Source organism: Vibrio sp., from assembly GCF_047973365.1.
Lineage (GTDB): Bacteria > Pseudomonadota > Gammaproteobacteria > Enterobacterales > Vibrionaceae > Vibrio.
Genome location: NZ_JBKEBW010000055.1, coordinates 1 through 20,600, shown reverse-complemented (window position 1 = coordinate 20,600; position 20,600 = coordinate 1). Strand labels below are relative to the sequence as shown.

The 20,600-nt window shown below is 42.0% G+C and carries 18 protein-coding genes; 9 read left to right on the top strand and 9 right to left on the bottom strand.

The window, feature by feature from the left end; all coding sequences use genetic code 11:
• Positions 1–56: 56 nt before the first annotated feature.
• Entirely contained in the window at positions 57–2,093 is a 2,037-nt protein-coding gene (gene rnb / locus ACK5MF_RS07875) for an exoribonuclease II (RefSeq protein WP_416920997.1), read from the top strand.
• An 88-nt stretch (positions 2,094–2,181) separates the two neighbouring features.
• Here the strand turns inward: rnb and ACK5MF_RS07870 are convergent, their stop codons facing one another.
• Positions 2,182–2,535, bottom strand: a complete 354-nt coding sequence (locus ACK5MF_RS07870; protein WP_416920995.1) for a DUF3024 domain-containing protein — start codon at positions 2,533–2,535, stop codon at positions 2,182–2,184.
• 215 nt (positions 2,536–2,750) lie between these two features.
• On the opposite strand from ACK5MF_RS07870, the gene ACK5MF_RS07865 reads away from it, so the two are divergent.
• Positions 2,751–3,575 (top strand): phosphate ABC transporter substrate-binding protein, encoded by an 825-nt coding sequence (locus tag ACK5MF_RS07865; protein ID WP_416920993.1) that lies wholly within the window; start codon positions 2,751–2,753, stop codon positions 3,573–3,575.
• Between the two features lie 51 nt (positions 3,576–3,626).
• Here ACK5MF_RS07865 and ACK5MF_RS07860 read toward each other — a convergent pair whose 3' ends face one another.
• Positions 3,627–4,298, bottom strand: a complete 672-nt coding sequence (locus ACK5MF_RS07860; protein ID WP_416920991.1) for a MaoC family dehydratase — start codon at positions 4,296–4,298, stop codon at positions 3,627–3,629.
• A 418-nt stretch (positions 4,299–4,716) separates the two neighbouring features.
• Here ACK5MF_RS07860 and ACK5MF_RS07855 point away from each other — a divergent pair, with 418 nt between their 5' ends.
• Positions 4,717–4,878, top strand: coding sequence for a hypothetical protein (locus ACK5MF_RS07855; RefSeq protein ID WP_416920989.1), 162 nt, complete (start codon positions 4,717–4,719; stop codon positions 4,876–4,878).
• A gap of 287 nt (positions 4,879–5,165) precedes the next feature.
• Here ACK5MF_RS07855 and uxuA read toward each other — a convergent pair whose 3' ends face one another.
• The 5 genes from uxuA to ACK5MF_RS07830 all read right to left on the bottom strand — a co-directional run bounded on the left by uxuA (position 5,166) and on the right by ACK5MF_RS07830 (position 10,701).
• Positions 5,166–6,239, bottom strand: a complete 1,074-nt coding sequence (gene uxuA, locus ACK5MF_RS07850) for a mannonate dehydratase (protein WP_416920987.1) — start codon at positions 6,237–6,239, stop codon at positions 5,166–5,168.
• A 3-nt stretch (positions 6,240–6,242) separates the two neighbouring features.
• Complete coding sequence (locus ACK5MF_RS07845; protein ID WP_416920985.1) at positions 6,243–7,724, bottom strand: mannitol dehydrogenase family protein; 1,482 nt, start codon at positions 7,722–7,724, stop codon at positions 6,243–6,245.
• A gap of 103 nt (positions 7,725–7,827) precedes the next feature.
• Entirely contained in the window at positions 7,828–8,790 is a 963-nt protein-coding gene (locus tag ACK5MF_RS07840; RefSeq protein ID WP_416920983.1) for a TRAP transporter substrate-binding protein, read from the bottom strand.
• A gap of 16 nt (positions 8,791–8,806) precedes the next feature.
• Positions 8,807–10,168, bottom strand: coding sequence for a TRAP transporter large permease (locus ACK5MF_RS07835; RefSeq protein WP_416920982.1), 1,362 nt, complete (start codon positions 10,166–10,168; stop codon positions 8,807–8,809).
• The gene (locus tag ACK5MF_RS07830) at positions 10,165–10,701 is read right to left on the bottom strand and encodes a TRAP transporter small permease (RefSeq protein ID WP_416920980.1); all 537 of its coding nucleotides are present in this window, start codon (positions 10,699–10,701) and stop codon (positions 10,165–10,167) included. The genes ACK5MF_RS07835 and ACK5MF_RS07830 overlap by 4 nt, the downstream gene beginning before the upstream one ends.
• A 375-nt stretch (positions 10,702–11,076) precedes the next feature.
• Here ACK5MF_RS07830 and uxaC point away from each other — a divergent pair, with 375 nt between their 5' ends.
• The 3 genes from uxaC (at position 11,077) to ACK5MF_RS07815 (ending at position 15,518) form a co-directional block, all read left to right on the top strand.
• Entirely contained in the window at positions 11,077–12,489 is a 1,413-nt protein-coding gene (gene uxaC, locus ACK5MF_RS07825; protein ID WP_416920978.1) for a glucuronate isomerase, read from the top strand.
• A gap of 71 nt (positions 12,490–12,560) precedes the next feature.
• On the top strand, positions 12,561–14,021 hold the full coding sequence (locus tag ACK5MF_RS07820; RefSeq protein WP_416920976.1) for a tagaturonate reductase: 1,461 nt from the start codon (positions 12,561–12,563) through the stop codon (positions 14,019–14,021).
• A 9-nt stretch (positions 14,022–14,030) separates the two neighbouring features.
• On the top strand, positions 14,031–15,518 hold the full coding sequence (locus ACK5MF_RS07815; protein ID WP_416920974.1) for a UxaA family hydrolase: 1,488 nt from the start codon (positions 14,031–14,033) through the stop codon (positions 15,516–15,518).
• A 111-nt stretch (positions 15,519–15,629) separates the two neighbouring features.
• On the opposite strand, the gene ACK5MF_RS07810 is transcribed toward ACK5MF_RS07815, so the two are convergent.
• Positions 15,630–16,379 carry a GntR family transcriptional regulator gene (locus tag ACK5MF_RS07810; protein WP_416920972.1) on the bottom strand — a complete coding sequence of 250 codons (750 nt, stop codon included), beginning with the start codon at positions 16,377–16,379 and terminating at the stop codon, positions 15,630–15,632.
• Positions 16,380–16,903: 524 nt separating this feature from the next.
• On the opposite strand from ACK5MF_RS07810, the gene ACK5MF_RS07805 reads away from it, so the two are divergent.
• The 3 genes from ACK5MF_RS07805 (at position 16,904) to ACK5MF_RS07795 (ending at position 20,071) form a co-directional block, all read left to right on the top strand.
• Complete coding sequence (locus tag ACK5MF_RS07805; protein WP_416920970.1) at positions 16,904–17,287, top strand: YgiW/YdeI family stress tolerance OB fold protein; 384 nt, start codon at positions 16,904–16,906, stop codon at positions 17,285–17,287.
• A 271-nt stretch (positions 17,288–17,558) separates the two neighbouring features.
• On the top strand, positions 17,559–18,143 hold the full coding sequence (locus ACK5MF_RS07800; protein WP_416920968.1) for an outer membrane beta-barrel protein: 585 nt from the start codon (positions 17,559–17,561) through the stop codon (positions 18,141–18,143).
• A gap of 47 nt (positions 18,144–18,190) precedes the next feature.
• Positions 18,191–20,071 (top strand): hypothetical protein, encoded by a 1,881-nt coding sequence (locus tag ACK5MF_RS07795; RefSeq protein WP_416920966.1) that lies wholly within the window; start codon positions 18,191–18,193, stop codon positions 20,069–20,071.
• A 169-nt stretch (positions 20,072–20,240) separates the two neighbouring features.
• On the opposite strand, the gene ACK5MF_RS07790 is transcribed toward ACK5MF_RS07795, so the two are convergent.
• Positions 20,241–20,600, bottom strand: a 360-nt coding sequence (locus ACK5MF_RS07790) for a glutathione S-transferase C-terminal domain-containing protein (protein WP_416920964.1), incomplete at its 5' end; no start/stop codon positions are given.

Sequence of the window (20,600 nt, the reverse complement as noted above, 5' to 3'; positions counted from 1 at the left end):
ATAATCGCCTGTAATGATTATAGTGTGCGCAATTAACTACGCTAGAAATAGAAGACATGTTCCAAGATAACCCGCTACTCGCCCAACTTAAGCAACAAATTCAGGAAAACCTGCCAAAAAAAGAAGGTGTTATTAAAGCCACCGATAAAGGTTTTGGATTCTTAGAAGTTGATAGTAAAACCAGTTTCTTTATCCCGCCTCCGTACATGAAGAAATGTATGCACGGAGATAAGGTGATTGCCATTATCCGCACCGAAAAAGAGCGGGAAGTTGCTGAACCACAAGAACTTGTCGAACAATCTCTGACTCGCTTTATTGGCCGAGTAAAGTTATTCAAGGGTAAACTCAACGTTGCACCTGATCATCCGCAACTGAAAAAACTGCCCTTAAAAGCAAAAGTTAAAAAAGGTTTGAATCCGGAACACTTCCAAGACGGTGACTGGGTTGTTGCCCATCTGGTTCGTCACCCTCTAAAAGGTGAAGACAACTTTCTCGCAGAAATCTCAGAAAAAATTACGGATTCTGACGATAAAATCGCACCTTGGTGGGTAACGTTGGCAGAGAATGATCTGCCTAACAGTGAGTCTGCAGGTATCGAGAACTGGCAACTTAAAGATGATGCCGACCTTGAGCGTTGTGACTTAACCCATATCCCGTTCGTGACCATTGATGGCGCATCAACAAAAGATATGGACGATGCGCTCTTCGCGAAAAAATTAGATAACGACAGCTTTGAGTTAACCATTGCGATTGCTGATCCTACCGCCTACATCACCCCTGATGATGAGATGGATAAAGTGGCACGTGAGCGTGGTTTCACTATCTATTTGCCAGGTCGCAATATCCCAATGTTGCCACGAGATTTAGCTGATGACTTATGTTCTCTGATTGAAAATCAAGTGCGCCCTGCCCTTTGTTGTACTGTCATTGTAGGCGCAGATGGTGTTATTGCAGACGACATCCGTTTCTTTGCTGCGAACATCCAGTCACACGCCCGTCTCGTTTACGACCACGTATCTGACTGGCTGGAACATGGATCATCGACTGAATGGCAACCGACCGAAACGATTGCACAAATCGTGCGTACCTTGCATGAGTTTTCTCAAGCACGTGCAAACTGGCGCGAAAACAATGCTGTGGTTTTCCCTGACCGCCCTGATTACCGTTTCGAGCTGAGCGAAGATAACGATGTTGTCGCCATTCATGCTGATATGCGCCGCACAGCAAACCGCCTTGTTGAAGAGGCGATGATCACTGCCAACATTTGTGCAGGTAAAGTGCTGCAATCAACATTCAATACAGGAGTGTTCAATACACATTCAGGCTTTAAAGCTGACAAGATGGCGGATGTAGTTGAACTGATGATTTCGAACGGTGCTCAGTGCGATGCAGAAAGCCTAGCAACACTTGAAGGTTTTGCTGCGCTTCGTCGTTGGTTGTGCGATCAGGAAACTTCTTACTTGGATAACCGCATCCGCAAATGTCAAAGTTACAGTGAAATTGGTAATCAGCCACTTCCTCATTACGCTATGGGCTTAGAGGTTTACGCGACTTGGACATCACCAATTCGTAAGTACGGTGACATGATTAACCACCGCATGCTTAAAGCACACATCTTGAATAAAGAGCCTGTGCAGCAGCCTGATGAAACGGTAGGTGAAGAACTGTCACTGCATCGTAAGCATCACAAAATGGCAGAGCGTAACGTTGCGGACTGGCTGTACGCACGGACTTTGGCAGAAGAGCCTGCAAAACAAACGCTATTTAATGCAGAGATCTTTGATATTAACCGAGCAGGCGCTCGGGTACGCCTACTTGAAAATGGTGCTGCAGCGTTTATTCCTGCGTCATTAATCCTTGCCAATAAAGAACGTTTAGACTGTAACGGTGAGCAAGGCATCATCACTATTGATAAAGAAGTGGTATACCGCTTAGGTGACGTTCTTGAAGTAGTATTGACCGATGTTAGCCAAGAAAACCGCAGTATCGTTGCAAAACCTACGCAGGTTTTCGCAGATGAACCTCAGCCGGACGCTGAAGCGCAAGAAAATGCACAGCAGGCTGAAATAAGTCGAGAAGAAAAAGCTGAATAACGTCTTTCCAGCTTCATACCAGAAAGGCATTCCATTGGAATGCCTTTTATCAGTTGATGACCACTTTACCCGGTATAAACTTCCCCATTCACGACCAGAAATAAGACTTAGGATCTTTTTCTACCTCACGCATCACCGCGGTTAAGTCTGAACTTTTGGAAAGAAATGGGTATGGAAGCCACTGTTCGCTGCCATCTTCACGCGAAGGGATATAAAGCTCCCACAAACGTTTATCCGCATCCCAAATAATACGAACAACTGGGCTCGAATACTCACTGTGAACAGAATCTAATTTATAGTGTTGCAGTATGAACTCAACACCGTTATCTATCGATTCGAAACCTGACTTCCCCATATCCACAGGAAGACTTCGATTACGACTATGGCACACAAGCTCTGCTCTACGTTCAATTTGACGCTGCAGCAAATTAACGACCGTCATGACTTTGGATTCCCCATTATCTTGTGACCGAATTCGACATTAAGAGCCTCTATACCCAAGGTACTTAAGGTTAACTCAGTATAAACCATCAGCCTCAAACTAGAGAGTTTTCAACCATATTTCAATGCGTAGCATCAAACACTTTCATAAAACTGTCATTTAATCGCAATATGATATGTCACTGATCTGTACTTATTTTTGCTTGGAGTTCCATTATGTTTCGAGTTGCGCTAGCCACTCTATGCTCGCTTTGTCTAGTAACCTCTTTCGCGCACGCTAGCGAAATCAACGTTTCTGGTTCTACTTCAGTCGCTCGCATCATGGATGTGATCGCAGAAGAATATAACTCTACCCATAAAGATAGCTACATCGCGGTTCAAGGTATCGGCTCCACAGCAGGCATAACACTGCTCAAGAAAGGCGTTTCGGATGTTGCCATGAGCTCTCGCTATCTAACCGATAATGAAGTTGAAGAGTCGCTACAAACCTTCATCATTGCCTTTGATGGTCTAGCGGTTGTGATTAACCAATCAAACCCAATTAATGACTTATCGCGTGAACAACTTTATGACATCTATAAAGGCAAGATCACTAACTGGAAGCAAGTTGGTGGTAACGATCAAAAAATCGCGGTAGTCACACGCGAAGCTTCATCCGGCTCGCGTTTCAGTTTCGAAAGCTTATTAGGGCTAACCCGAATAGTGAAAGACAGACTGGTTTCTGATATCAGCCCAAATAACCTTGTGGTGAATAGCAATAGCATGGTGAAAACGCTGGTCAATCATAACTCACAAGCCATTGGTTTCATCTCTACTGGCTCAGTTGACCGTTCGGTGAAAGCCATTAAATTTGAAGGCGTAGAAGCGACTCCTGAAACTATCGCGAGTCACGAATATCAACTTTCTCGTCCATTCCTACTTCTTCACTACCCTGAAAAAGATAAACAAGAAACAAAAGAACTATTCCGTTTTATTCAGTCAGATAAAGTTAAAAAGCTTATTGAAGAGTACGGTTATATAGCAACAGCGAAATACAAATAGCAGAGACACAAAAGGAGAGCAAATGCTCTCCTTTTTTATATTAATCAGGCATTAGAAATGCAGTTGAATAACAGAAGTTACTACGCAACCAGGGCGGCGAACACCTTCGATTTCAACTTTAATTTCTCGCTCAATTTCTAAACCTTTTCTAATTGGCGTCACTTTTGATAGCGTACTTACCGCGCGTACGCGGCTATCCACTTTAATTGGATAAGGAAAGCGTACTGAATTTAAGCCAATGTTCACCATCATCTTCGCCGTTGGGAACAACAATTTGTCTTCATCAACACTGTCCGTTAATTTCGGTAACAGTGCTAATGTAAGAAAACCGTGTGCGATTGTCGTTTTAAACGGTGATTCCGCTTGAGCTCTTTCAGGATTCGTATGAATCCATTGCATATCTTCCGTAATTGCGCCAAATTGGTTAATTCTGTTTTGATCAACTAACAACCAATCTCCTGTATGGATCACTTCACCCAATCTCAACTCAAGTTCGTTATACACAACCTGAGCTTCTGGCTTTAATACGATAGGTTCAGCAACAGGAGTATCTTCATTTGCTGGCTGGTGAAAATCCTTCACCCATGAAAAAAGCTGGCGGCTATTGGTTTTATCCAATAACTCCCCCCAGTACTCACGCACTGTCGGAGACATCAATTGTTTAAACTCATTATGCTTAACTAAGTTTTCAGCATGATGTTTAAAAATATCCGCAACTTTCATCAAAACCTCATTCATTCTTAACTAAGAAGAAATACGAATTTGTTAATTTTGAAACACTTCACATTAATCCGCAAACACTTTCGAGCGTACAAGCGTATTCTCAACAACAAATAATCGTTTAAATACAATGCATTATGCAATAAAACATTATTTTATTGGTTATTTTACCTTTAGAATGTTTACTCTAATTATCCACAACGCAATTATTTAAATTCCTTTAATTTTCAATGGTTAATATAAATACCGCCGAAAAGCTTCCTTCCTATAGAGAACTGCATACTTTATATACATCACTCGCTGTATAGCTCCGACATAATGTAATTAAATTACCTTTTCTAGTTCACAAATTTAAAATAATCAGAAAATGATTAAAAAAACCACAAACTTTATTGATCTATGTCATACAACGGAGTAAAGTGTGACCAACATCTCGTTAAATACTTACATAAAAGGTGACATCATGTTTGATAAAAAGAAATCGTTACTAAATAACGTTCGTGAACTTGGCAGCATTTTAGCGCTATTCTCAGTTTCATCACTGACTGTGCTTTTACTAAGCCAAACTTGGGTGAATTTCTAATTCTGAGTCAATCACAGAGACACTGAGAAATATCGAGAAAACGAATCTTTGATTGTTACTGTTCAATGATTGCATTCAATGTTTTCGTAAGCTTTCTTAAGCAAAGCTGGAAACAGAAAAGCATGTCCGAGATACAGTTAAAATAGAGGTTCTATTGGAGAGTTTTGATGGTTTGCTTGAGTTCAGATAACCCAAACAAGGTGTCATTTCACCGCTAGTATTTCACATTGAGTGAAATGACACACTTGCAAAACAGACAATCATTAAATAACTGTCTGTTCCCTTTGTTAAGATTGTTTAGCGTTCTTTTCTACGCTGTCCCAAACACCAAGAATATACATAATGCCTAGCGCACGGTCGTAAAGCCCGTAGCCTGGACGCGCCCACTGTTCTTCGCCCCAAATATGACGACCATGGTCAGGACGCACATAGCCTTGATAACCATGTTTATGCAGAGTCTGTACTACTTTCACCGTATCTACTGAACCATCACATGCGCGGTGTGACGCTTCAATAAAGTCACCGTTATCATAACGTTTTACGTTACGGATGTGCATGAAATGAATACGGTCATGGTAAGCATCAATGATGTCTGGAATATCGTTATTTGCTGAACCTAAAGAACCCGTACACAAGCTCAAGCCGTTGTATGGGCTATCGACTAGGTTGAGGAAACGGCCAATATTCTCTTTATTGATGATCAAACGTGGCAGACCGAAGATTGGGAATGCAGGATCATCCGGGTGAATACCCATCTTTATGCCCACTTCCTCACACACTGGGATCACTTGCTCTAGGAAGTATTCTAGATTCTTCCATAGGTCTTCTGCGGTAAAATTTTCATACAGCTTAAAGGTTTCTTTCAGGCGAGATAAACGCTCTGGTTCCCAGCCTGGCATGGTTACGTCAACATTAGTTGATAACTTTTCAATCAGCTCGATTGGATCGATATTTTCGATTTTGCTCTTTTCGAAGAAAAGCGCATTCGAACCGTCTTCCATCTCTTTGTAAAGTTCGGTACGAGTCCAGTCAAATACTGGCATAAAGTTGTAACACACAACTTTTACGCCCACTTTCGCGAGGCGACGCAGTGTCTCTTTGTAATTTTCGATGTATTTTTCACGGCTTGGCAGACCAAGTTTAATGTCTTCGTGAACGTTAACGCTCTCCACAACATCAATGTGAAAACCCGCGCCTTCGATGATCGCTTTTTCTTTTGCGATACGCTCTTCGCTCCAAAGTTCACCAGCAGCCATATCATGTAGCGACCACACAATGCCTTCTACGCCTGGGATTTGTTTAATGTTACCGAGCGTAACTTTGTCGTTACCTTCTCCGTACCAACGAAATGTCATTTTCATCGATTATTTCCTCTGTGCCACGAAGCTTGCTACTGATGCTTTAGCACCATTGGCAAACAGCTTTTCTAACGCTGATTTCAGCTCTGCTTTGAAAGTTTGATTACCTGCTAGCTCTTGGTCAAAGACGCTGCGCAGTGCTAAAAAGCCGTCAACGACTTTTGCTAAATCGGTACCTGCTTGCTGCCAAACTTGTGCAAGCTGTTGTTTTAAAGGGTCTTGAACGTCGATCTCTTGTCCTTGCTCATTTACACCACTGACATAACGCATCCACGCGGCCAGTGCTAAGCATAAGCCTTCAATCGAAACATCATTGTTTAAAGAGTAGCTAATGGTCTGTAAGAAACGTTGTGGGATCTTCTGCGTGCCGTCCATTGCTATCTGCCATGTGCGGTGTTGCAACGCTTTGTTCTCATAGCGTTCGATCAACTGGTCTTTGTACTGGTTGAGATCGATACCTTCAATATTCAGTGACGGCGTGATTTCCTCATCCATCAGATAACGAACAAAAGTTTTAAAATTTGGGTCTTGGATAGTCGCTGCGACGGTTTCGTAACCTGATAGATAACCCAGGTAAGCCATGGTCGAATGTGTACCGTTCAATAAACGTAGCTTCATCTCTTCAAACGGCACAACATTGTCTGTCACTTGAACGTTAGCGATAGAGGTTTTCTCCCACTGCGGACGATCGTTAACGAATTTATCTTCAATTACCCATTGTAAGAAAGGTTCTGTTACTACGCATGCCTTATCTGGCATACCAAGCGCTTTTTCAACACGCTCGATATCGTTATCCGTAGTACGCGGAACAATACGATCAACCATAGTGCATGGGAACTGGATCTCTTTTTTAATCCATTGGTACAACTCTTCATCTAACAGCTTAGCAAATTGCAGTACCACTTTTTCAAGCACATGACCATTTTCTGGTAAGTTATCGCAGCTCATTGGTGTGAACGGCTGAATACCTTTTTGATAACGATAGGCAAGCGCAGAGACCAAAAAGCCAATCGCGGATTTCGGTGCTTCAATATGTTGTAAATCATGCTGGATAAGAGGGTGTGACAAATCCAAATCACCCGTTGCTGGGTTGTGGCAGTAACCTTTTTCAGTAACCGTCAGTGAGACGATTTTCACTGCTGGGTCACGCATGTAACCAAGAACTTGCTCAGTTTGTGCTGCCATCAATACCGTTTCAATTGAACCAACGATATTGATATCTAATTGATCGTTGTATCCGACACCTACCGAATACAAACTATCTTGCGCGATTAAATCTTTCTGTAAATCAACAGAGCTCCAAGTGACGCCGACAATTTTCCAATCGCCGCCGATTTCTTTGATCACAGCATCAGTAATCAGCGCCTGATGAGCGCGGTGAAAAGCACCAAAGCCCAAATGAACAATCCCAACTTTTGCTTTTTTGTTGTTGTCGTTAGGTTTTACTAGGGCATTAGCCACAGATAAGTGAGCTTGACTTAATCTCATAATCATTCGAACCAAATTCTGTTAATACGCGCAAAGACATTTGCGAGAAAGAGGGACAAATAGCGCAGGGAGAATTCCCCGCGCTATAAATAGACATTTCAAATTACATCGCTTGAACTTTGTCTAGAAGAGGAACTAGATCTGGGTTTTCCTTACGGAATTTTTCATACACAGGCTTAACCGCTTCCTGGAACTTAGGAATGTCACTTTCAACAAAAGTAACATTTTGTTTAATCAGTTCCGCTTTCGCTTTTTCTACGTAATTTGCCCAGTTGGTGTCTTGTTCTTTCACCGTCGCTTTGGCGATTTCACGAATTTTCGCTTGGTCTTCTGCTGATAGGCTATCCCATACTGTAGTCGACACAACAAGCACGTCTGGAACCATAGTGTGTTTGTCGTAAGAGTATGACTTCTTCACTTCGTAGTGACGAGAAGAGTAGTAAGATGGAATGTTGTTTTCCGCACCATCGACCACACCTTGTTGTAGTGCTGAGTATAGCTCACCGTATGGTAGTGGAACTGGTGTTGCACCTAGCGCTTTAATGGTATCGATTGAAAGCGCTGAGTTTTGCACACGAATTTTCAGACCTTTCAAATCTTCTGGAGTGCGAACTGGTTTTTCTGTGTAGAAACTACGTGCACCCGCATCTAAGAATGCTAGGCCGATAAAACCTGATTCTTTAGAAGACGCTAGAATTTGTTCACCAATTGGACCTTGTAGTACTGCATCGTATTGTGCGCGGTCACGATATAGATATGGTAGAGAAAGTAGTTTGTAGTCTGAAGCGAATGCTGTCAGTGGCGCCGCACTTACTTTAGTGAAACCGATAGTGCCACCTTGTACCATTTGCAGCAATTCAGTTTCGTTACCTAGAGTACCGTTATTATACACTTTCACACGCAGGCTTGTTTCTTTAGACACTTGCTTAGCAAACCAGTCTAGGGAAGCGTGAACTGGGTGCTCAGTTGGAAGTTCATGCGCTAGCTTAACGGTTGCTGCATAAACATGTCCTGCCATTAGTGTAGAGAGGGTACAAGCAAGTAAAAGTTTATTTGTTGTTTTCATTTTATAGTCCTATCAATTATTGAGGTTTATAACCAGCTAGTTCCGGTAGCCATAATGAAAGTGAAGGGAACAAGGTCACTATCGTCAACGTGATGATCATGAGAACGAATAGCGGTAACAATTTAGGAACAACAGCGCCCAACTTAGAACCTGTAACACTACAGCCAACAAACAAGGCAGTGCCCACTGGTGGTGTACAAATACCGATACATAAGTTGAATACTAAGATGATCCCAAAGTGAATCGGGTCAATACCAAGTGACATTGCAATTGGTAAGAAAATTGGAGTAAAAATCAGTACAGCTGGCGTCATATCCATAAATGTACCAACGACTAACAAAATCACGTTCATCAATAGAATAACCATGATTGGGTTAGTAGACGTTTCTAGCACAAACTCCGCGATGTAGTTCGGAATATCCGCGTTTGCCATTGCCCAAGACATCGCAGAAGAAGTCGCGACCATTAGCAATACGATAGACGTTGTGATCACACTGTCGACAAGCACTGGGAACATATCGCTTATTTTCAGTTCGCGATAAGCGAAACCGAGAATGAGCGCATAAACAACCGCAATTGCAGACGCTTCTGTAGCAGTAAAGATACCGCCCAAAATACCACCCATGATGATGACGACGAGCGTCATACTAGGAATAGCATCCCAGATAACTTTGCGTTTCTTTTCGGTTGAGATGATTTTCTCACGTGGAATATTGTAGCGTTTACCCAATAAGAAAATACCCACCATAATACTCAGGCCCATCAAGATGCCGGGGATATATCCAGCAATAAATAGATATTGAACAGAAGTACTACTGACCAATGCAAACAGGATAAGAATATTTGATGGTGGAATAAGAAGACCTGACGGACATGAAGCCACGTTAACCGCCGTTGAGAAGTCCATTGGGTACTTACGTTCCTCCTGCAGTGGTTTCATGATGCCACCAACCGCAGCAGCCGCCGCTGTAGCGGAACCCGATAGAGAACCAAACAGCATATTTGCCATCACGTTAACATGTGCTAACGAACCTGGCAGACGACCACCAAAGATCATAACAAAGTTAATCAAACGTGTTGCCAAGCCACCCCGGTTCATCAGGTTACCCGCCACGATAAAGAAAGGCAGAGCAAGCAAACCAAAGTTGTCCAAGCCGTTCGCCAGTTTTTGCGAAACCAGAATGGTCACTTGTTCAATAGGAAAGTCGATGAAAAGAGTAAACAGTGCTGCAATACCGATGGAGAAAGCAATAGGAACACCGATTAACAGAAGAATAGCGAGTACACCAAAAAGAACGCCAACCGGAAAGAAATCGTAAAACGCATCTGGCGCGTTAGCTAAAAATTCTTGAGAAAACAATAAATCTGTCAAAGTCATTTCGAGTACTCCTCTGTAGCAACTCGACCATTTTTATTCACTAGCGATAGCACTGATGAAATAATGTCGACAGCACCGAAGTAAGAAATAATGTAACCCGCCAGCGGGACCACAACGTAAACATAACCAATTAATAAATGCTTACCCGCAATCACGATTCCTGGTGAGATCTGACCGTTTTTGAGTGTGTTTGTTACTAAAGCAGTACCGCCATAGATAAAGGCGATCACAGCAAAGCCAATGATGATTAAGTTAATAATGATACCAAGTATCAGTTGACCATTGTGGCTTAACTTTGGAGCCAGAAGCTCCAACGCCAAGTGGCGTTTGATTGCGTAAGTGTAAGCACCACCTAGCACACCAATCCAAATAAGTAAGTAACGTGAAAGTTCATCTGTAAAAGCAGACGGATCTTTTAAAACAAAACGAGTGAAAACTTGCCAAACAACCGCAACGATCATTACGGTCATAAAAATGCTTAATACAACACGTAAAAAGCTATTAATAAAATCGTTGATAGACTTAATTATCATAGTAATTAATCTCTAATTAGTTTTTTGCTACTCACTGAACACATAATCCGTTATATCCGCATTCAATCAGTAACATTTCCTTGAACAACCTGTGCCGCTTGCAATCATCACATATCGCTGTTCGTAAACTTGATCATCGTAAATACCGAAGATGGAGTGATCCTACATTTGGTATAACAATAAAAAATTGGTCTAGGTCATAAAACAAAACAGGCTTTCATTTTTTTACTCAAAATATGATCACCTTTAAACTTTTGACAAAAATCACTCTTAATACGGCTACATTTTAATCAAAACTATACTTAAATCGTGTTTATTTGGCTTTTTTGAGTTTAATATCTCACACAAATGGTAGAACAACTAAAGGTTACATGTATGACATCTTTTCTTTCAGAGGATTTTTTACTCCACAACGAATTTGCGAAACGTCTTTATCATGAAGTAGCAGCCGATTTACCTATCATCGACTACCACTGCCACCTACCACCACACCAAGTATCAGAAGATTACCGTTTCAAAAACCTCACTGATATTTGGCTTCGCGGTGACCACTACAAATGGCGCGCGATGCGTATTAATGGCGTTGATGAGCGTTTTTGTACTGGCGATGCAACAGATAAAGAGAAGTTCTTAGCGTTTGCACGTACGGTTCCATACACCATTGGTAACCCAATTTATCACTGGGCTCACTTAGAGTTACGCCGTCCATTCGGCATCTCTGGTATGGTGTTAAATGAAGACACCGCCGAGCGCGTATGGAATGAAACCAACGAAATGCTGGCGACGCCTGAATTCTCTGCTCGCTCAATCATGCAGAAAATGAACGTAGAAATGGTGGGTACCACTGATGATCCAATCGATGACCTAGCAGCACACAAATTGGTAGCACAAGACAAGAACTTCCCAGTACAAATGCTACCAAGCTGGCGCCCAGACAAAGCGTTTAACATTCATCTAGAAACCTTCCCTGCTTATATGCAAGCACTATCTAAAGCAGCGGATGTTGAAATCAGTCGTTTCGCTGACCTTTGTTCTGCACTAGACAAACGCCTACAACACTTCGCAGACCACGGCTGCTGTGTTACTGACCACGCTTTGGATACGGTTTGTTATGAAGATTCAACTGAGCAAGAACTGGATGCGATTCTTGCCAAGCGTCTAAGCGGCGGCCAAGTAACTGAATTTGAAACCGCTCAGTTCAAGACAGCGGTATTGGTATACCTAGGCAAAGAATACGCGAAACGAGGTTGGGTACAGCAGTACCACATTGGCGCACTACGCAATAACAATCAACGTATGTTCAAACTGCTTGGTCCAGACACCGGTTTCGATTCGATTAACGACGGATTAGTGGCAATGCCGTTGGCTCGCCTTCTCGATGCCCTCGATCGTGATAACGCACTACCAAAAACTATCCTTTATGGTTTGAACCCACGTGATAACGAAGTTCTGGCAACCATGTGCGGTAACTTCCAAGACGGTAGCATCGAAGGCAAGATCCAATTCGGCTCTGGTTGGTGGTTCAACGACCAAAAAGACGGTATGGAGCGTCAAATGACTCAGCTTGCACAGCTTGGTCTGCTAAGCCGTTTTGTTGGTATGTTAACCGATAGCCGCAGCTTTATGTCTTACACCCGACATGAATATTTCCGTCGTATCCTTTGCCAAATGATTGGTAAGTGGGTTGAAGACGGTGAAGTACCTGCTGACTTTGAACTACTGAGCCGCATGGTTGGTGACATTTGTTACTACAACGCGAAAAACTATTTCGGTATTACCGCTAAATAACCCTCTTTGCTGTTGGTGTCTGTTACTCGTCCCCTCAGGCATCAACGGCAATATTTTTATAGGTACAAACTATGAAACAGCTAAACCGAGATACCTTTCCCGGCCCATCTTACCCAACCAAAATCATTCAATTTGGTGAAGGTAATTTTTTACGCGCATTTTTAGACTGGCAGATTGACCAGCTTAACCAACACACTGATTTCAATTCAGGTGTTAGCGTTATTCGTCCAATCGATACTGATTTCCCGCCAAGCTTAAACACTCAACAAGGTGTTTACACCACGTTAATCCGTGGTCTGGATGAAACCGGTCAAGCAGTATCACAATCACGTGTTATCTATTCTGTGAATGAAGAGTTGTCTGCGTACTATGATTTCCAAGCTCTGCTAGGGCTTGCTCGTAATCCAGAAACTAAGTTTGTGTTCTCAAATACCACTGAAGCGGGTATTGCATTTGTCGAGAACGATCTGCTTGAAGATTTGCCACCGAGCAGCTATCCGGCAAAACTGACACGCATGCTTTGGGAACGTTACAACCACTTCGAAGCAGATGAAGACAAAGGTTGGATCATCGTTCCTTGCGAACTGATTGATTACAACGGCGAGTGCTTGAAAGAAATTATCTATCGCTACATTGAAACCTGGCATCTGCCAATTGAGTTCAAAGAGTGGGTAGAAACGGCAAACACCTTCTGCTCAACACTGGTTGACCGTATTGTTACTGGCTATCCAAAAGATGAAGTCGCTGAGCTAGAAGCAAAACTTGGCTATAAAGATACCTTTATGGTGAGCGCCGAGAACTTCTATCTGTTCGTGATTCAAGGACCGCAATGGCTAAACCAAGCACTGTGTCTGGATCAACTGAGCGCAGAACAATCGCTCAACATTAAGATTGTTGATGACATCAAGCCTTACAAAGAACGTAAAGTCGCGATTCTTAACGGCGCACACACAGCCCTTGTGCCTGTGGCATTCCAATCTGGTATTGATACCGTTGGTGAAAGCATGGCAGATGAGCAAATGGCGGCATACCTGAAAGAAGTGATGTTCTCTGAAATCATTCCTACTCTTTCTCTACCAAAAGATGAACTGCAAGCGTTCGCTCAAGACGTGGAATATCGCTTTAAAAACCCGTACATCAAGCATCTGCTATTGTCGATTTCATTAAATGGTATGACAAAATTCAAGACTCGAATTTTGCCTCAGTTACTGACTTATCAGAAAACTAATAACCAGATCCCTCGCTATTTGAGCTTTGCGCTAGCGGCTCTGATCACTTTCTACCGTGGTGAGCGTGAAGATGGAAGCTACCCTCTAAATGACGACCAGCCATGGCTTGACCTGTTTGCAAGCGAGTGGCCAAAAGTGACATCTGGCGAGCAAAGTTGTGCTGCATTGGTTGAAACTGTGCTGAATGATGCGGCTCATTGGGGTCAAGACCTTAATCAAGTTTCTGGTTTAACAGAAAGTGTCACTGCGCATGTTGAGCGTATCTGCCAACTTGGTATGCGACAAGCACTCGCTGGCTGTTAAGGAGACACTATGAACTCTCTGATCAAAATACATCCAGCAGATAACGTAGCGGTTGCATTGAAAGACTTGAGTGCAGGCACTAGCGTTGTTGTCGATGGACAGCAAGTGACTTTGCAGGAGGACATTCCTCAGGCTCATAAAGTCGCGCTGCAAACCTTTGCGCAAAATGATCTGATCATCAAATACGGCTGCCCTATTGGTCATGCGTTGCAAACCATTGAACTTGGCTATCGTGTCTATCAGGACAACATTCGCACTAACTTGAGCGATCTCAATGAATACCAATACCAGCCTGATTTCCAAAATGTGATTAGCACATTGGAGAACAAGCCTGTCAACATCTACCGTCGTGCTAATGGGGATGTCGGTATTCGTAACGAGCTTTGGATCATTCCAACCGTTGGCTGTGTTAACGCCATGGCTAATATGATGAAGAAGCAGTTTGAGTCTGAAGTCGACATGTCTGCTATCGACGGCGTGCAAGTATTTACTCACCAATATGGCTGTTCACAGCTAGGTGACGATCACAACAACACTAAGATTTTGCTGCAGAACTTAGTGAAGCACCCGAACTCTGGCGGTGTTTTGGTCGTGGGTTTAGGTTGTGAAAACAACCAAGTGAATGCCTTTAAAGATACACTTGGCAAATACGATGAAGAGCGTGTCCAATTCATGATCTGTCAAAAACAGCACGACGAAGTGGAATACGGCGTTGAGCTGATGAAAAAGCTCTATGATGTAATGTCGAAAGACCAGCGTGTTCCGGGGCATCTCAACGAAGTTCGCTTTGGCTTGGAATGTGGTGGCTCTGATGGCTTCTCTGGCATCACAGCCAACCCTCTACTTGGTCGATTCTCCGATTACCTTGTTACTCATGGCGGTACAACCGTACTGACTGAAGTGCCTGAGATGTTTGGTGCAGAACACATTTTGATGAGCCGCTGCGCAGATGAGAGCGTGTTCGACAACACCGTATCAATGATCAATAACTTCAAGCAGTACTTTATCGATCACAAACAGCCGATTTACGAAAACCCATCTCCGGGTAACAAAGCGGGCGGCATTTCGACACTAGAAGAGAAATCTTTGGGTTGTACGCAGAAAGCCGGAACAAGTCAGGTAATGGATGTTTTGAAATACGGTGAACGCTTAACCAAACCTGGTCTAAACCTACTGAGTGCGCCAGGTAACGATGCTATCGCGACCTCAGCTCTAGCGATGGCTGGCTGTCACATGGTGCTGTTCAGTACTGGTCGTGGTACACCTTATGGTGGCCCTGTACCAACGTTGAAACTGGCAACCAACAGTGACTTGGCTCGTCGTAAGCCGCACTGGATCGACTTTAACGCTGGCACTTTGGTAGAAGGAACACCTATGGATACATTGCTTGAGCAGTTTGTCGATAAGGTAGCAGACTTTGTCAATGGTGAACCAACGCGCAACGAAATCAATGAATTCCGTGAGATTGCGGTATTCAAAAGTGGTGTAACGCTTTAACAAGCTGTTAGTTCAATCAATATAAACAACAAAGGCTACCTTATCTGGTAGCCTTTATTCTTGGAACTTAGTGAAACTTAAACAGAACAGCTCTATCCCTTAATACGTCTTCTATGATGTAGCAATCGGGCTTTCAGAGAACAAGAAACGGTCATAATCGTCATTCGATGCATCAAACAGCATAACCTTCGTGTTTTCGATATGCTGCCATGCTGCTTGTCTTGCGGCCATTGGATCGCGCTTAATCAACGCCTTAACAAGTTCATCATGGTCACTGCACCAACTGCGAATCTTGTTGTCTTCAATATGCTCGTGGAGCTTCTTCCAATAAGGGTTGTTTTCACGATGTTTCGACAGCATTTCCGCAATGTGCACCACTACCGAATTTTGCGTACAGCGAGCCAACTGGATATGGAACTCAATATCCCAATAAGAATCCCGCGAGTAATCGTCTTGTTTTGCTTGCTCTTGGATTTTCATCAAAGAAACCAAGTCTTGTTTGGTCGCTTGGGTCGCAGCGAACTCAGCAATATTGCTTTCAAATAGCTGACGAGCTTGCAGCAACTCAAATGGACCACAAGTCAACATGAAACCAAGGTCACCAGCCGCTTGCGCAATGTCTGGTGCTACGTTATCGACTTGCGTATTGATGACTCGGATACCCGAACCTTTACGCACTTCAACATAGCCTTCGACTTCAAGCATTATCATTGCTTCACGAATCACTGTTCGACTGACTTCCATCTGCTCAGCGATCACTCGCTCTGCGGGAAGCATATCCCCAACCATATACACGCCATTGAAGATTTCTGTTTTGAAGTGATTGGCGATTTTCTGATAAAGCTTAATATTCGGTTCCATATTAATCTCTTAAACCACTTGTTATACCAATTAGCGTTCAGCTTAACATAGATAACATTCCAATCCATAGCTAAAACTTTGGTCTAATTTCAAAGTTTTTGAAATGAAATGTACCACCCGTCACTACTATAGTTTTGTTACTTCGGTTACCCCACCCCATTAGCCGCCATAACCTCATGCTCAAACCTAGCGACAAACCAGCCAACTGAAAACAGCACAACAAAGGCGATGTAATAACGGATTCTCTAAATTGAACTGTCAAAGCAATTCGACAGATATAGTAATAAAAATCAAGAAATATTGAAAATATCAAATAACGTTAATAGTTAATTAGATATTACGTTAACAAATAATTAGAGGATCCTTATTCATAAATGGCGATTATCTAATATACCAAATTGAAATGTTAAAATATTACCCATTCACAGATGTAATAGTAGTTTTAATAAACCCAATAATCATTGACTATATAATGGTAATAAACGAAAATATAAAAAAACGATCTACGAATAAGGTTCGCCATAATGAAAAAGTATATTTTATCTGCTGTTATTACTATTGCCATATCAACACCAGCTTTAGCTAACAATGGGGGTTTTTCTGGTCAAACGGTTACTTCTGGAGGATTTTCCGGACCAACTCATGGAATAACGACTGTTCAACAAGTATTAGATTCGGGCATGTTTAGCGATGATACGCCCGTCGTTTTAACTGGATACATCAAAGCATCTCTAGGTAAAGATAAATACTTATTCACAGATGAAACAGGCACTGTTACCGTAGAAATAGACCATAAAAAATGGTTAGGTCAAACTGTTACTCCAGACACGAAAATTCAATTAATAGGTGAAATTGATAAAGAAATATCTAAAGTCAAAGTAGATGTTGATGCTATTAGAGTTTTATAATCATCAGGGAAAATCATAGTAAAGATTGCACTCATGTACCTTCCACTTATATATTTAGTCCCATCAATTTAAGAAACAAAACTACGCTATACTCCCACTCGTTGGGTTATAGCGTATTCACCCATCAAAAATAATAAAGTCCGGATAATTCTGACAGATTAATTAGCATTAGTCGCCTTTCATCTGGCAAGATGCCAACTCATAATGTTCAATTTGCGGTCTAATGTCCCAATTAAACCTTATACTGACAACTACATATAATTAGATACATATGTCTATTCATAAAATAATACCAATTACATTAGTAAGCTTTACAATATATAGCCCTTTTTTGTTCTGCGAAACGTTAAAATTTCCTCAATTATTTATAGGACTAAAAACAGGCTACCAGTGGGCAGATGATGAAGCTTATAAAAGAAATGACCCTAATGATATGATGTTAGGTGGGTTTGCTGGATTACGTTTATCCCAAGCTTGGAGTTGGGACATAGGTTATCAACACCATAATAAGTTGCAGGCTAAATCCACGGATATTGATGTAGAAACAAATCTATTTGATAGTGGTTTACGTTATGACTGGTATCTAAATACTAATAATAATTTAAGCGTATATGGACGTATTGGTGTTACCTATTGGGATATGATAAAAAAAATCGATACTTCTCATATAATCAAAGCCACTGGATTTTCACCAGTAGGTGAAGTGGGATTAAATTTATATTTAAACCAGAACTTACGGCTATCCATTGGATACCAATATGTCAATGGTATTGGTAGTTCTAATACGGGGCAGTATGACAGTCACGGCCTACTCTTAGGATTATCCTATTCACTATATCCACCTTCAAATCAATAAACCCCAAGTAGAACTTATACCAAATATTAAAAATATAAGAGAAATTTATGGATTTTTTTTGTCGTCTATTTGTATTAATTTATGTGTTTATCTCTCTATTTCTATCCGGATGTAATTCAGAGGGAGCATTTAGTAATACGGTAATTCATGAACCAATAACATCCGAACCAATAGAGATTACATCATTGGTGTTAATGTACAGCAATGGAACATTAACACCCATAGTGGAATGTGATCGATGCGTTCCTACGCTATATCAATTTAAATGGATAATAAACAATACAACAGTCGGGACTGATAGCACTTTCGCATATCAAAATGAACACTTAGGTTATGACGAACTAAAATTTGAAGTAATCGGACAAGATACGTCAGGTCAACGAGTGTCTGGATATATTATTTATAATATATCGATAGCATATGATTTTTACTCAACTGAACAAGGTTTTGCCGTACTCAAAACAGATGGCTCCGTAGTAAGTTGGGGAGAATACACTAAGGATGGAATGTCAGGCTATACTGATCCTGAAACTGGTGAGTGGCAAACGGTGGATTTAAGTCACAGCGTTCAGAATATTTACTCTACTGGCTTTGCATTTGCAGCACGAAAAACCGACGGTTCCGTGGTGACTTGGGGTGAGGATTTAAGCGGCGGTGCTAACGGATATTATGATCTTCAGACTAGTGAGTGGAAAACTGTAGATTTAAGTCAAGGAATTCAAACAATTAAATCTAACCAACACGCATTTGCAGCACTTAAAGCTGATGGTTCTGTGGTCACTTGGGGAGATGACTATAATGGTGGCGCTAATGGCTATCATGATCCTCAAACTGGTGACTGGCAATCGGTGGATTTAAGTTATGGTGTTCAAACAATTAAATCTAACGACTACGCATTTGCAGCAATCAAAACAGATGGCTCTGCGGTAAGTTGGGGGAATTATAGTATGGGTGGCAGTAGTACCTACTATGATGTCGAATCAAATGAATATAAACAAGTAGATTTAAGTCAAGATATTCAAACGATTTCCTCTAGCAATGAGGCATTTGCAGCACTAAAAACCGATGGTTCTGTAGTTACTTGGGGAGAGAGCGATACTGGTGGTATGAACGGCTATTATGATCCTCAAACTTCTGAGTGGAAATGGGTAGATTTAAACAACGATGTTCAAAGTATTTACTCAAATAGCTATGCATTTGCAGCACTTAAAGCAGATGGTTCCGTGGTGACTTGGGGAAGATCTGATGTAGGTGGCTGCAGCGGCTATAATGATTCTCAAACTGGCGAATGGCAATGGGTAGATTTAAGCCACGATGTCCAAAATATTTACTCTACTAGGTCTGCATTTGCAGCACTCAAAACCGACGCTTCCGTGGTAACTTGGGGTGAAAAGCCTAGCGGTGGTGCTAGCGGTTATACTGATCCTGAAACTGGTGAGTGGCAATCGGTGGATTTAAATCATGGTGTTCAGAATATTTACTCTACTAGGTCTGCATTTGCAGCACTCAAAATCGACGGTTCCGTGGTGACTTGGGGTGATGTGTCTAGCGGCGGTGCTAGCGGCTATCACGATCCTCAAACTAGTGAGTGGCAATCAGTGGATTTAAGTCATGGTGTTCAAACGATTAAATCTAACGACTACGCATTTGCAGCACTTAAAGCCGATGGAACTGTTGTTACTTGGGGGGATAGATATAGTGGTGGCGCAAGCGGTTATCATGATCCTGTCACTGGTGAATGGCGACCAGTAGACTTGAATCACGTTATTCAATCTATATATTCGGCGAATGATTCCTTTTTAGCATTAAAAGCCGATGGTTCAGTGGTTGTATGGGGAAAAGCTGCGGGCTATGTAGAAGAGACAACGCAAATTGACCTAAGACCCAAGATTGAAGTGGTATATAGTTCAATCGATGAAATGTTTTAACCGTTAATAATACCCACCATGAGAAACCATCTCATGGTTAAAAAGTGGAATATGCTGCATTTCTCAAACCCAATGGCTTTGTGACTTAATTCCGCTTTCTCCACGCCCTAGATTTCCAACAGCATTATATTTGAGCGTATTGATAAAATACGCTCTTTCTTAATATCAACTAAGGTTTTAGTTTCAACACATCATCAATGTCTTTAGCTGAATGCCGTTCAGCTAATTTTTCCCACGCTTCACCAACCACGCGGTTTACGATACGCCCACGCTGAACCGCCTCACGAGCTTCAATCTGCTTAGCCCAACGAACAACATTTTCATAGGTATGAACCTGTAAAAACTCAGCAGCATTTCCATATGATCGACCTAATACAAGGTTTCCATACCAAGGCCAGATTGCGATATCCGCAATGCTGTATTCCTCACCAGCAATAAAGGTGTTTTTCGCTAGCCGTTTATCCAGTACATCTAGTTGACGTTTTGCTTCCATCGCAAAGCGGTTAATCGGATATTCCTGTTTTTCATC